We start from the raw sequence: 13,249 nt of genomic DNA on the forward strand, positions 1-13,249 counted from the left end.
ACTAGTTAATCAGTTTCCAAGATCTAATTCAACCCATACAGGCGCATGATCAGAGGGGCGCTCGGCCCGTCTCGGCTCTTTGTCGATCTTTGAGCTAAGGCAACAGGACGCAAGTTCGTGGCTAAGTAAAATATGATCTATACGCAGACCTCGATTACGCCGAAAGGAGGCGGCGCGATAATCCCACCAGGTGAATTCGATTTCATTTTCCGGGAAAAGACGAAAACTGTCTTTTAACCCCAGATTTAGCATGCTGGTGAACGCTAATCGTTCTTCTGGGCTGACCATAACATTGCCGATCCATTCGGAAGGCTCATGCACATCCCGGTCCTCAGGTGCGATATTGAAATCGCCCAGAACGACTAACTTTGGGTATTGCTTCAACTGCTCTTCAATATAAGCGGTTATTTTATTGAGCCAATTCAATTTGTACAGGTATTTATCCGAACCCACGCTGGACCCATTGGGGATGTAAAGATTTATAAAGCGTATCCCATCCAGCGTGAGCGCCAGAATACGGCGTTGCGGATCCTCGAGATCGGGTATATCAGTAAGAATGTCCTGGGGTGCACTACGACTGATTACGGCCACTCCGTTATAGGATTTTTGACCAGAGAACACGACATGATAACCTAACTCTCTGAATAAATTGGCGGGAAAATTGTCATCGAGTAATTTGGTTTCCTGTAAGGCCAGAATATCAATTTCGTTTTTTTGAAGCCAATCAATTACCTGTTCCAGGCGTATTTTTAAAGAATTTACATTCCAGCTGGCAAATTTAAGCACACCAATCTCCACTGTAGTCAATTATTAAGGGCGCATGATCAGAAAAGCGATCTGCAGCATGAATCGACACGGTATTCACTGAGTCTGTTAAACCAGGAGTAATCACCTGATAATCAATTCGCCATCCAATATTGTTTTCTCTGGCGGTTTTACTGCGCTGCGACCACCAGGTGTATTGCTCAGGATGAGGGTTTTTTACCCGAAAAGCATCGACAAATCCCAATTCGCCGAATAATTTATCCATCCACGCTCTTTCCTCCGGTAAAAATCCGGAGTTCTTCTGATTGGAGCGCCAGTTTTTCAAATCGATTTGCTTATGAGCGATATTGTAATCACCGCATAGTATCAACTCCCTGCCCTCTTTCCTCAGGCTATCAAGATGCAGGGCAAAACGCTCAAGAAAATCAAATTTTACCTGCTGGCGGATATCACCGCTGGTTCCTGAGGGGAGATAGAGTGAAACGACACTGAGCCTGGGATAATCAAACTGAATATAGCGGCCTTCCTTATCGCAAAAATCAAATCCCAGGCCTTTTACAATCCGTTGTGGTTTATGACGGGCATAAATTCCTACTCCGCTGTATCCTTTTTTTTCAGCGTCATAATAATCGCAAAAATAAGGCTCTGGATAATATATGTTATCTAAAAGCAGCTGCTCGCGTTGCGCTTTGGTTTCCTGAATACAGACAAAATCGGCATCCTGCTGCATTAACCATGAATAAAAACCACCACGCGCTGCGGCACGAATCCCATTGGCATTAAAACTGATTACTTTCACAAATTGACCCTTTAGAACTTCTTACAAAATATACAGTCTCTTTTTAAAAGAGAAACTGAACTAATATTCCATAGCCATAAGATTAACTCACATTTTACCGAATTGCCTCACAAAGCAAAATACTTTGCATTAAGGCTCTATGATTCGTTATGACTATCGTTTAGGATATTTCTCTAGCCACAACAGGGACAGTTTCATGCGATTAAAACGGACTATCATACTAATTAATCTAATCGTCCTTGCCATTTTTTCAATCAGCGCCTGCAATAAAGAACAGAAAAAACCTGCCACAGCACCCGCTGAAGTGATTGTAGCCTATCCTTTGAAAAAGAAAATTATTGAATGGGATGAGTATACCGGACGCTTTCAGGCGATTCAGGAGGTGGATGTTCGCGCAAGAGTTACCGGCTATCTGCAGGAAATCAAATTTAAAGATGGGCAACGCGTAAAAAAAGGGGATGTGCTTTTCATTATCGATCCCCGGCCTTTTGAGTACGCACTGGCCCGCGCCCAGGCCCAGTTTGAAGTGGCGAAACGCGGATATGAACGTGCGATTAAACTCCAGAAAGAAAGTTTTATTTCCGCAGAAGTGATCGATCAACGCCTTCAGGAAATGCAAGTCGCAGAGACCCGAGTCAATGAGGCGAAACTCAATGTGGAGTTTACACAGATTACCTCTCCCATTGACGGCAAGATCAGCCGCTACTTTGTCAGTGTCGGCAACTTGGTCCGCATGGATGATACCGTGTTAACCCGTGTGGTTTCAGTCGATCCTATCCATTTCTATTTTGAAGCCAGTCAGAATGACTTGTTAAAATACATCCGATTGGATCGCGCCGGCAAACGTCCAAGCTCGGATCGCTACCCTAACCCGATTCTGATTCAGCTTCCCGATGAGAAAGGCTTCCCGCATCAGGGTAAAATGGATTTCGTAGACAACATAGTGGATCAGCAAACAGGCACCATTCAAGGCAGGGCGTTGGTTCCAAATCCTGATGCAGTAATCTATCCTGGCCTGTTTGGCAGAGCACGCTTAATAGCCAGCGGGGAATATGAAGCCTTATTGCTTCCTGATAAAGCCATCAGCATGGATCAGAGCCGGCAATTTGTCTATGTGGTGAATGATAAAAATCAGGTTAACCGGGTATATATCGAACTTGGTCCCTTAAGAGATAGTGGATTTTATATCATTCACAAGGGACTTAAAGCGAATGACAAAGTAGTGATTGATGGGATACAGCGCATTCAGGTTGCTGATCAAGTCGTGAAACCCAAACTTATTACGCTCAAGGAATAACTGACTCAATGAAAATTGCGCACTTTTTTATAGATCGCCCTATTTTTGCAACAGTTATCGCCATTATTATTGTGCTGGTGGGCAGTCTTTCCTATATGAATCTGCCTGTTGAGCAATATCCACCCATTGTTCCTCCCACCATTCAAGTGACTGCTCAGTATCCCGGTGCTGATGCCAAAACAGTAGCGGATACGGTGGCAACGCCCATTGAGCAGGAAGTCAATGGGGTCGAGAATATGCTGTACATGGACTCTCAATCCACCAGTGACGGGCAGATGCGTCTGACTATCGCCTTTAAAATTGGTACTGATCTGGATCAAGCGCAGGTATTGGTGCAAAACAGGGTGGCGATTGTTGAGCCAAAACTTCCGGAAGAGGTTCGGCGCATCGGTATTACGACAGTAAAAAACTCTCCCGACTTAATGTTAGTGATTAACCTCTTCTCTCCCAATAACAAATATGATCAAACCTATATTGGCAATTATGCCGTCCTGCAATTGCGCGACAAAATCCGGCGTATTGACGGTGTGGGCGACATTCGTCTTTTTGGTGCCAGTGAATACGCCATGCGTATTTGGCTCAATCCTGATCTGATGAATTCAGCGGATATTACCGCCAGCGATGTATTAGCCGCCCTTCGCTCACAAAATGTCCAGGTAGCCAGTGGAATTTTGAACCAGCAGCCACAAGATCGGCAATTCGGGATCGAATTTAATATAGAAACGCAGGGAAGACTGGTTAAACCTGAAGAATTCGAGAAGATCATTATCAAATCCAAAGATGGACGTATTGTTTATCTTCGCGATATAGGGCGAGTTGAACTGGGAACGCAAAATTATTTAATCAAAGGATGGTTAAATAAATACCCTGCAGTCGCATTACCTGTTTTCCAGCGCCCGGGAACCAATGCCCTGCAGACGGCCAAGGAAATCGTTGCAACCATGAAAGAGCTCTCCCCCCGCTTTCCTCCTGGCTTGTCCTATAAAATTGCCTATAATCCCACTCTCTTTGTTCAAGAGTCAATCAATGCCGTACAGCATACTATTTTTGAAGCGATTGTGCTGGTTGTGCTCGTTATTATCATTTTTCTGCAGACCTGGCGTGCAGCGATTATTCCGGTCATAGCGATTCCCGTTTCTTTGATCGGGAGTTTCGTGGTTCTTGAAGCCATTGGTTTTTCATTAAACTATCTGACTTTGTTTGGATTAGTTTTAGCAATTGGTATTGTGGTTGATGATGCGATTGTGGTCGTCGAAAATATGGAAAGAAATATCCATAATGGCATGGAGCCGCGCGATGCGGCCAGGAAAACCATGACCGAGGTAGGCTCCGCCCTGGTAGCAATCGGACTGGTTTTAGTCGCAGTCTTTTTGCCCACCTTGTTTTTGGAGGGTATTTCCGGAAAATTTTATCAGCAGTTTGGAGCCACGGTCGCCGTCGCAACGATAATCTCGGTTTTTGTTTCCCTGACGTTGAGCCCGGCACTGGCAGCACTTCTACTTAGAAAACCACCGGAACACCAGCAGCAAAATCTTCCTTTTTGGCGAAAACCCTTTAACCGACTGGCCAGGGGATTCAACCACTGCATGGAAAAAGGTTCGGAAAAATATGGCAGGCTGGTCTGTAAGCTGACTCGCCGAAATGGTTTGATGTTGGTAATTTATTTAATTCTAATAAGCTCTACTATTTTTCTGTTCAGAAGCATTCCCGGCGGATTCATTCCTAAACAGGATATTGGATATTTTATCGTCTCCATCCAGTTACCCTCAGGCGCTTCCCTTTCCCGCACTGATGAGGTAGTTAAACAGGCGATTGACAAACTGCTGGCCATTCCTGGCGTTGCCAATGCGGTCGGCTTCACCGGATTTTCAGGCGCGACCTTTACCAACTCGTCAAATAATGGGGCAATTTTTGCAGTTCTCGATTCCTTTGACCAACGAGAAAAAAAGAATTTGACTTATGATGGCATTCTAAATCGCATGCGCCAGGAGCTTGGCAGTATCCTTGATGCGACCATTGTGGTGATTCCACCACCTCCGGTGCGCGGTATCGGCAATGCCGGTGGTTTTAAAATGATGATTCAGGACCGGGCCGGTCTTGGAACGAATGCGCTTGAGAAGGCAACGCTTGATTTGGCTGCCCGCGCTAATCAGGCAGAGGCAACTACCTCAGTGTTTACCTTTTTTGAAAACAAGACGCCGCGTCTTCGTCTCAATTTCGACAGGGATCGCGCTGAGCGACTGGGCGTTCGTGTGGCCAGCGTCATTGAAGCCCTGGAAGTCTATCTGGGGTCGGTATTCATCAATGAATTCAACTATCTGGGCCGGACATTCAGGGTCATAGCCCAGGCGGATGCCAATTATCGTCTGACCCCCGATGACGTGCTGCGTTTGAAAGTTCGCAATGAAGAAGGACAGATGGTACCTATCGGCTCAGTAGCCAGATTAGAAAACACCACGGGGCCCTCCCGTATTCCCCATTTTAATTTATATCCCGCAATTGAATTATTAGGGGATACCAAGCCAGGCTACAGTTCAGGAACAGCGCTGGATACGATGGAGCAACTGGCTCGGCAATTTTTGCCCTATGGTCTGGACTTTGAATGGACTGAAATTGCCTTTCAGGAACGAGCGGTGGGCAATACTGCGGTAATTGCCTTTACCTTAAGCGTCGTTTTTGTTTTCCTGCTGCTGGCGGCTCAGTATGAGAGCTGGATTTTACCTTTAGCCATTATTTTAATTGTACCAATGTGTCTTTTTTCTTCACTTATTGGTATTAAATTATTGGGAATGGATAATAATATCATGACACAAATCGGCTTTTTGGTGTTAGTCGGCCTGGCGTCCAAAAATGCGATTTTAATTGTGGAGTTTGCCCGCCAGCTCGAAAACCAGGGAGAGAGCCGCTGGAAAGCCGCTATGGAAGCCGCCAGGCTTCGTTTACGCCCCATTTTAATGACTTCTTTTGCGTTTATCCTTGGGGTTTTTCCTTTGGTTATCGCTATTGGCGCAGGCGCCGAGATGAGAAGAGCCTTGGGGGTTGCCGTATTTAGCGGGATGCTGGGAGTTACTTTTTTTGGACTGGTTTTCACCCCGGTATTTTATGTTATCAGCAGTTATTTAGGCTCTCTCTGGAAGAAAGATGAAAAAATCCCCTCTCCCAAGCTGGGAGAGGGCAAGGGTGAGGGTTGATTTTAAATCCCTTCTAACTCTCCCTGAGGGAGAGAGGATTTTCAGCAAAGAAAAGTGCCCAGATAATCTTCAGTTTTTAAAGGACAGTCCTCCACGCCTTCCAGGAGATTCAATTTCCGGGTTTGCTCCAGAAAATTATCTGGATTTTCAATGACCCGCTTTACCAATTCAACCAAAGCCTGCTGGCAGTACATGCTATCGCACAGCGTTGAATAATATTCGTAGCCTAAAACAACCTGGGCAACCGCGGTTAAACAATTATTGGGACGTTGCACACTGCCATCCGGCTTTCTTTCCGGGAATAAATGATATGGTCTTTTATGTTCAATCAACTCCTTTTCTCTTGCTAAATAGTCATTGGAACTCACTTTAACCCCTGGACCTAAAGGTAATTGGACAATCAACAAAGGATAGCTGCCCTCTAAGTTCAGAGAACGTTCACGCCATTTCCCGATATCATAGGTTAAACGACTAAATGTCGAATTATAAACATACATCTGCTCATCCAGCATCTGGCTTGTAGATTTACCTTCGAATTGAGCATCTCGATAAGCATTTCGCTTACCCACTATCGATAAGGTATCGGGTCTTTTACTGACATGTCCCTGGATTTTACCTTTAGTATCGGTCAAAAACGAGAAGCCATGACCAGGATACAAACCAGCCCCTTTACTCATTTTCTGAGTAGGCGTCACCCCTATGAATAGCGAGTTGGGATGCTTTGTGACCATTCTTTCCACTGAATCGGTCACTTGTGTGATTAATTCCTGCTCTTTTTCTTCATCTTTATTTTTCTTATGAACTGCTTCAACATGATGATTATGCAAGTTGATTTGCAGCAAGTGGCCATTATTGGAATGTTTCTGGCTAAATAAAAAACCGAGCTGCCTGGTAATCAGATGCTCAGACGTGTTCAATCCGCATATGCTGCGCACTTGTGAAGCAGGGAAAGCAGTTAATCGTGGACTCTGCTGTGTACTGAATGCTTTGAAAAAATTAAACATAAGATTCTCTCAGTTAAACCAAGATTATCTGTTCCATTGATAAATATGGTATGGCGTATAAGTAGTTGCGCTAATATTTCCTGTCCAAGCACAATGCCGCAGTTACAACGACAAGAGGGAAGGAAGAAGAAGGACAGTCGTCTTATTCTTAAGTGTTCCAATAACCAGAGCAGCAGAGATTGAGGAGGCTTTGGTGTTTATCTGGATGTAAGAATAAGTTGCATGCATAATGGCATCTCTAACAAGTTGGATTAATTTTAAACTGATACAGAATGTACTGTTACTATACATGATGAAGAGATTGTTATCAACATGAAATATGCATTCCCTAAACGACTTGATTAAGGAATGTGTGAGTCTGACAATAACTTAAAAGCAAGACTGGGATTCAATCTTTTTGCCAACTAAAATGCCGACTGAGAAATGGATTTCAGCCTTTGCGGGAAGCGTTGTTGCGTAAATAGAATCACAACTATTTGTCTTTGAGAACAAAGTGAAGCAATCTGAACTTGTACAAAATAAGGAACTTGCTTCGCTAACGCTCGCAAAGATGATTTTTTGTGCACCCATATTTATTTACGCAACAATGCCTTGCGGGAATGACAGAACAGCAGTGGCCTATCGCTCAGGTGACTGTTTCAAGGCCGCTTGAGCCAATCGCTGTCCGAGGCGGCGCGCCAGAACAATTTCATCTTCTGTTAAAGGGCATTGATTATCGAGTCCCGCCACATGTGAAGCGCCGTAGGGTGTGCCTCCCGATTGAGTCGTGTTAAGCGCCGCTTCCGTATACGGGATCCCTAAAATCATCATGCCATGATGCAGCAAAGGCATCATCATACTGACTAATGTCGTCTCCTGGCCGCCATGCATGGAGCCGGTGGAAGTAAATACACAGGCTGGTTTATCCACTAAAGCGCCTGACAGCCATAATGCAGTGCTTGAATCAAGGAAATACTTAAGCGGTGCCGCCATATTCCCGAAACGAGTAGGGCTGCCCAAAGCCAGGCCGCTGCAATGCTGCAAGTCCTCGAGACTGGCGTAGGGTGCTCCTTCTTCCGGAATCTGAGGAGCTGTCGCTTCACAAGCCGGCGAGACGGCTGGAACTGTTCGCAGGCGAGCCTCAATCCCATCGACGCTTTCAACGCCTCTGGCAATGTATTTGGCCAACTGCGCGGTGGCTCCCTTGCGAGAATAATATAAAATCAAAATATAGGGTTTTTGCTTCATTACAGAACTTCCTCGCTGATTTCCTGAACGGGGGAATGAAAAGGAGATGCCAGTCGAATGGTCGATTTGACAATCCAGAGCACCCAGGCGCTAAACGTCAACCCGCCTACAGCCAGCAGCATGGGTAAACTGGCGCCTACTTGGGCTATCATCCCGGTGAAAAGAGAAGTCAGGCCAAAACATAAGGCCATAATCGAGCCGGTGACACCCATAACCCAACCCTGCTCTCTGGCACTTACCAGATGAGAAAAAATAGTCAGAAGCACTGAATAGGCAACCGACAAGCTAATACCGATGATAAAAGTAGCGGCCCATGCAACCCAGGCTTGTTCTGCCAATAGCATAATCAGCACTTGAGATGCGGTTATCAATAACCCAATAATCACTACCCGGTTATATTCAAAGCGCTTAGTGCAAAAATCAACAATATAGCCGCAGCCAATACTAAACCCAAGTCCCATAAATGCCAGGAAAAAGGAGTTTTCCATTACTGAATAATGATAATACTGGAACAGATACATGGGAATGAATGAAAAATAGTTACTCCAGCCAAAAATCATGATCAAAAGTACCACAGAATATTTGGCAATTTTGGGATGTTTAAAGGCTGAAATAATAATGTTGATGGAATGATGCCAGCGAATATTAATTTTCTCATTGCCTGCAGTGAAGGTTTCTTTAAATGAAAATGCCAGAATGATCGCGTTAAACAGCGAGATCGCCGCAGCAAAATACATTGGTGTGGAAAAATTAAACCAGCTTACCAGGCGTGAGTCTGAAAGCAGGCCGCCAAAAACCGGTCCGAGCACAAAGCCTAAGGAAACCGCCAGGAGGATCCAGCCGATATTTCTTGCCTTATTATCCTCGGAACTGACATCCACTATCGCAGCCTGCGCAATAGGCTGACTACCAGCCGTAAATCCTGCAATCATTCTGCCGAGAATCAAAGCCCAGAAACTGCTGCACATAATGGCGATTGCCGATAGCAAATAGCCCAGGAAAGCTCCCACCAGGCAAATCATCAATGATTTTTTACGCCCGACATTATCAGAAAGATCACCCAACACAGCCGCCCCAAAAAACCAGCAGAGCATAAAGATGCCAATGGTCAGTCCATAATAAAAATCGCGCATGCCTTCGCTGAGAGAAGCCGGCAGAAAGCCAGAGCCGGGCTCGATAATGATGGCATTTAATATGGGAAATAATAAACCCAATCCCATCCCATCGATAAATAATACTAAAAACAAAGGCAGAATTGCCGTCAGTGATTTTTGCTTTGTCATAATTCAATCCTAAAAAGCACTCTCATACCCGCTAAAATGGTTATTAGCCACATGAGAGAACAGGAGCGCTACATTCTTGTAACAATCCTGACATGGAAGCGTCAGGTACTTTGATATGCACCAAGGCATAATATGGAATTAGTTGTTCATTTTCTTAGCCAACCAAAAAAGAGGACAACAGTCAGGAGAACTGATGACACTCTATATTAGCAAGAAGTTTGACGGATAGCCATCTATTAAAAATCAATGTATAATAAGTGACCTTTTTCGAGACTATTCATTCGCTCTACAAAAGCACTTTGCCCAATTTGTGAAAATTAGCAGTCGGGCCAGGATGATTGGCGGCTATTGGTAATACCATCTGCGAATGCTCTCTTTGTTGTGTTAATTGCCATGTCACAGCCTTTAATTAATATTTCCCGGAAGCAAGCTCTATACTTTGCAGGTTTCCTTGTCCTGTACCAATTCCTGACCTACATTGCCAATGACATGATTATGCCAGGAATGATTCAGGTGGTTGCTTCATTTAATGGTTCAGAAGCAGCCATCGCTACGTCTTTAACTGTGTATATCCTGGGGGGAGCCAGTCTGCAGCTTTTTTTAGGCCCGCTCTCGGATGCATTCGGCAGACGCCCGGTCATGCTGGTCGGAGTCGCTTTGTTTGGAATTTTTACATTACTCATTGCCGCCTCACACTCGATGACCCAGTTTTTAATCGCCCGCTATTTTCAGGGAATGGGGTTATGTTTTATTGCGGTGGTGGGCTATGCCACTTTGCAGGAAATTTTTGCAGAAATGGATGCTATTCGTTTAATCGCTGTTTTATCCAATGTTGCCTCTCTGGCTCCTCTTATTGGGCCGCTGGCTGGTGCCGTCTTCATCCTGTTATTTCACTGGCGGGGCATTTTTCTGCTGATTGCATTCTTTACATTCATTGCCCTGCTTGGCCTGAACTATTATATGCCGGAATCAGTGGGGGCTCGCAAAAAAGACGGTGAGCTTATACCTAAAATTTCCTTGGCGCCCCGGGTAATCGCAGGCAACTATTTCAGGTTACTAACCAACAGTGAATTCATGATCGGCGCGATTGCCTCGGGTATTCTGGCAATTCCCTGTATTGCCTGGATTGCCATCTCACCGATCATTTTAGTTACGGATGCCAAACTGAGCGTGGTCCAGTATGCACTATGGCAATTGCCTATCTTTAGTGCCGGAATCGCCGGTAACTTTTATCTGCGCAGACTCACCCACCATCAATCGGTCAGACAAATTATTGTTAATGGTTCCCTGATTTTCAGTTTCGGTTTATTACTTTGTTATTTGCTTCCCTTAGTATTCTCCGCCAGTTACATCTGGTTAATGCCAGGCCTTGTGATTTATGGATTTGCATTGGGCGTACTGCAAGCACCATTAAACCGCTATGTATTATTCTGCACGCCGGTTGCAAAGGGAACAGCCTATGCAATGATCAGTTTAATCAGTATGTGTGCTCAGGCGATTGGCGTGGAGATAGCTAATCATGTTTATGTAGAGCATAATAATCTTCATTTTGGATTTTTTTGTTTTGTTGCCGGCCTTGTGTATCTATTGGGATTAATATTGATGTTTAAATTATCCTCAAGGAAGCAGTTGAAACAAATAAACCAGACGGCATCGATGATACAATAGGTATAAAACTAATAATAAAGGACAGTGCGAACGAATGGACTTGAAAATCTGGCTTAAAAACCGTTATGAAACCAGTAAACGTTTTGTCTATTTTGTTGTGGATCATTTTTTTGAAGATGACTGCACCTATCGAGCGTCTGCATTAGCATTTACCAGTCTTTTAGCGATCGTGCCATTAATGACGGTCGGTTTATCCATCTTATCTTCATTTCCGGTATTTCAGGGCCTTATCCAGCCCCTGCAAAATTTCATATTTGATAATTTCGTTCCCGCTACCGGTGCGGTGATTCAAACCTATATTCAGCAATTTACCGCACAAGTCTCCAAATTGCCGGTGTGGGGGGTCATTTTTCTCATAGTCACTGCGTTATTGGTCATGGTGACTATTGAAAAGGCAATGAACAAAATCTGGCGAGTAAATTGTTCTCGCCACGGTGTTTCAGCGTTTTTACTTTACTGGGCTATCTTGTCGCTTGCACCTGTCTTTTTAGGCTTGAGTCTGGCTGCGAGTTCCTATCTTTTTTCACTTCCCTTAATGAAAACGCCATTCACGCCTTCTTTTTTATTTAATTACTTACCTTTTTTCCTGTCACTGACTGGTTTTACTTTTTTGTATGTGGTCGTACCTAATCGACCCGTGCAATTTCGTCACGGGTTTTGGGGCGCATTATTCGCCACCATTTTATTTGAATCCGCGAAACAGGCGTTTGCCTATTACCTGGGTCGCTATAACACTTACCAATTGCTTTACGGCGCTTTTGCCACCGTTCCAATCTTTTTTGTCTGGATCTACTGGGTATGGATTATTACTTTATTGGGCGCGGAAATTTCCTATGCCTTGGCTGTTCATCATCAAAGACGAACCGGCACGGCACTACCAGGCTTCCTTCATGCTTTACTGTGGCTTAAGCTTTTATGGGAAGCCCAAAAGCGAGGTAAAGGATTAACATTGGCAGAACTAACCGAAGCCAGTGTAAGACCTTATGCCATAGATATTGGTAAAATGATTGAGATTCTGGAAAATTTAAAGCTGATTCATCCTGATAATGATGAAACTTATCATTTAAGCCGGGATTTAAGTGATGTTTCGCTTTATTGGCTAAGTCAGCAATTACCCTTTCAACTGCCTGTTCAGAATGAATTGAAACATGCTGATTGGCAGCCTTGGGCAAAGGTGTTTAGCGAAGCTGACAGGGAGTTAAAATCAACGCTGTCTCTATCCCTGCGGGATTTGTATACGAATGTTGAGAGTACAGAGGCTATCATTTCCCTCCCGCCTCAAAACGATAAATAACATCCAGTCCGTATCCCCCTTCGCTACGAATCGCTACTCCATCCGCTACGTACCGCGATTTGTTATTGAGAGATGGTTCACAAAATTTGAACATAACACATTGGTTTATAATTATAATCTTAAATCCCTACGTACCCCGCTTTATGCGGGGTATCCAGGGAATGCGTCTGATTGGTAAAAGCATTTTAAAACTCACTACCATTGTTATGGATACCCCGCATAAAGCGGGGTACGTAGACTCTTAGGGGTATGTAGGCTCTTAGGGGTATGTAGGCTCTTAGGGGTACGGGGTACATAGGCTATTAAGGGTACATAGGCTCTTATAGGATGGTTAATTTTTGTGACCATCTCTCAGGACTTGTTTGCGGTCCAGATCATACTGGCCAAGGTTCGCCTACTTCTTCTCTCCACCGCCATCCTGTTTATTGACAGTCCGCCAGGCTCTCTCTTCGGCCTCTTTATGAGACACGCCCTTTTTCTCATAACTGTCCTCAATATGTTCAGCTTTGCGTTTTTGTTTAGCCGTATATTTTGATTTGTCTCCACGTGGCATAGTAATCTCCCTGATGAATACGATCTTTATTAAATTATAGCAAACTGTGATCAACCAATTCTTTCTGGTCTCAAAAAAGACTATAGTTAAAGAATGAGACACCGATAAGGAGATCGTTATGTCTACCTGTCAAGTATGTGGGAATGCTTATCAAAATCCTTTAGTTAT

The 13,249-nt window shown here is 44.3% G+C and carries 10 protein-coding genes; 4 read left to right on the top strand and 6 right to left on the bottom strand.

Annotated features, from left to right (window positions below; all coding sequences use genetic code 11):
• Nucleotides 1–9: 9 nt before the first annotated feature.
• Together xth and DYH61_RS12445 are read right to left on the bottom strand one after the other, a co-directional pair.
• Nucleotides 10–786, bottom strand: a complete 777-nt coding sequence (gene xth, locus DYH61_RS12440) for an exodeoxyribonuclease III (RefSeq protein WP_058507830.1) — start codon at nt 784–786, stop codon at nt 10–12.
• Nucleotides 779–1,564: an exodeoxyribonuclease III gene (locus DYH61_RS12445; RefSeq protein ID WP_058507831.1), complete on the bottom strand. Its 786-nt coding sequence runs from the start codon at nt 1,562–1,564 to the stop codon at nt 779–781. Before DYH61_RS12445 ends, xth begins: the two co-directional genes overlap by 8 nt.
• A 196-nt stretch (nt 1,565–1,760) precedes the next feature.
• On the opposite strand from DYH61_RS12445, the gene DYH61_RS12450 reads away from it, so the two are divergent.
• The gene (locus tag DYH61_RS12450; RefSeq protein ID WP_058507832.1) at nt 1,761–2,861 is read left to right on the top strand and encodes an efflux RND transporter periplasmic adaptor subunit; all 1,101 of its coding nucleotides are present in this window, start codon (nt 1,761–1,763) and stop codon (nt 2,859–2,861) included.
• Between the two features lie 8 nt (nt 2,862–2,869).
• Nucleotides 2,870–6,052 carry an efflux RND transporter permease subunit gene (locus DYH61_RS12455; protein WP_058507833.1) on the top strand — a complete coding sequence of 1,061 codons (3,183 nt, stop codon included), beginning with the start codon at nt 2,870–2,872 and terminating at the stop codon, nt 6,050–6,052.
• Between the two features lie 41 nt (nt 6,053–6,093).
• Here DYH61_RS12455 and DYH61_RS12460 read toward each other — a convergent pair whose 3' ends face one another.
• The 3 genes from DYH61_RS12460 to DYH61_RS12470 all read right to left on the bottom strand — a co-directional run bounded on the left by DYH61_RS12460 (nt 6,094) and on the right by DYH61_RS12470 (nt 9,566).
• On the bottom strand, nt 6,094–7,056 hold the full coding sequence (locus DYH61_RS12460; RefSeq protein WP_058507834.1) for a hypothetical protein: 963 nt from the start codon (nt 7,054–7,056) through the stop codon (nt 6,094–6,096).
• Between the two features lie 618 nt (nt 7,057–7,674).
• Entirely contained in the window at nt 7,675–8,283 is a 609-nt protein-coding gene (gene wrbA / locus DYH61_RS12465) for an NAD(P)H:quinone oxidoreductase (RefSeq protein ID WP_058507835.1), read from the bottom strand.
• On the bottom strand, nt 8,283–9,566 hold the full coding sequence (locus tag DYH61_RS12470) for an MFS transporter (RefSeq protein WP_058507836.1): 1,284 nt from the start codon (nt 9,564–9,566) through the stop codon (nt 8,283–8,285). The genes wrbA and DYH61_RS12470 overlap by 1 nt, the downstream gene beginning before the upstream one ends.
• A 393-nt stretch (nt 9,567–9,959) precedes the next feature.
• On the opposite strand from DYH61_RS12470, the gene DYH61_RS12475 reads away from it, so the two are divergent.
• A complete protein-coding gene (locus DYH61_RS12475; protein ID WP_058507921.1) occupies nt 9,960–11,234 on the top strand; it encodes an MdfA family multidrug efflux MFS transporter in 1,275 nt (424 codons plus the stop codon).
• 34 nt (nt 11,235–11,268) lie between these two features.
• A complete protein-coding gene (locus DYH61_RS12480) occupies nt 11,269–12,528 on the top strand; it encodes a YihY family inner membrane protein (protein WP_058507837.1) in 1,260 nt (419 codons plus the stop codon).
• 394 nt (nt 12,529–12,922) lie between these two features.
• Here DYH61_RS12480 and DYH61_RS15700 read toward each other — a convergent pair whose 3' ends face one another.
• The gene (locus DYH61_RS15700; protein WP_058507838.1) at nt 12,923–13,081 is read right to left on the bottom strand and encodes a hypothetical protein; all 159 of its coding nucleotides are present in this window, start codon (nt 13,079–13,081) and stop codon (nt 12,923–12,925) included.
• Between the last annotated feature and the right edge of the window lie 168 nt (nt 13,082–13,249).

This window comes from Legionella quinlivanii, assembly GCF_900461555.1.
In the GTDB taxonomy this organism is placed as follows: domain Bacteria; phylum Pseudomonadota; class Gammaproteobacteria; order Legionellales; family Legionellaceae; genus Legionella_C; species Legionella_C quinlivanii.

Excerpts from the sequence above, each read along its gene's own strand:
- DYH61_RS12450 (WP_058507832.1), top strand. The coding sequence starts at position 1,761 with ATGCGATTAAAACGGACTATCATACTAATTAATCTAATCGTCCTTGCC.
- DYH61_RS12475 (WP_058507921.1), top strand. The coding sequence starts at position 9,960 with ATGTCACAGCCTTTAATTAATATTTCCCGGAAGCAAGCTCTATACTTT.
- DYH61_RS15700 (WP_058507838.1), bottom strand. The coding sequence starts at position 13,081 with ATGCCACGTGGAGACAAATCAAAATATACGGCTAAACAAAAACGCAAA.
- DYH61_RS12460 (WP_058507834.1), bottom strand. The coding sequence starts at position 7,056 with ATGTTTAATTTTTTCAAAGCATTCAGTACACAGCAGAGTCCACGATTA.
- wrbA (WP_058507835.1), bottom strand. The coding sequence starts at position 8,283 with ATGAAGCAAAAACCCTATATTTTGATTTTATATTATTCTCGCAAGGGA.
- DYH61_RS12470 (WP_058507836.1), bottom strand. The coding sequence starts at position 9,566 with ATGACAAAGCAAAAATCACTGACGGCAATTCTGCCTTTGTTTTTAGTA.
- DYH61_RS12455 (WP_058507833.1), top strand. The coding sequence starts at position 2,870 with ATGAAAATTGCGCACTTTTTTATAGATCGCCCTATTTTTGCAACAGTT.
- DYH61_RS12480 (WP_058507837.1), top strand. The coding sequence starts at position 11,269 with ATGGACTTGAAAATCTGGCTTAAAAACCGTTATGAAACCAGTAAACGT.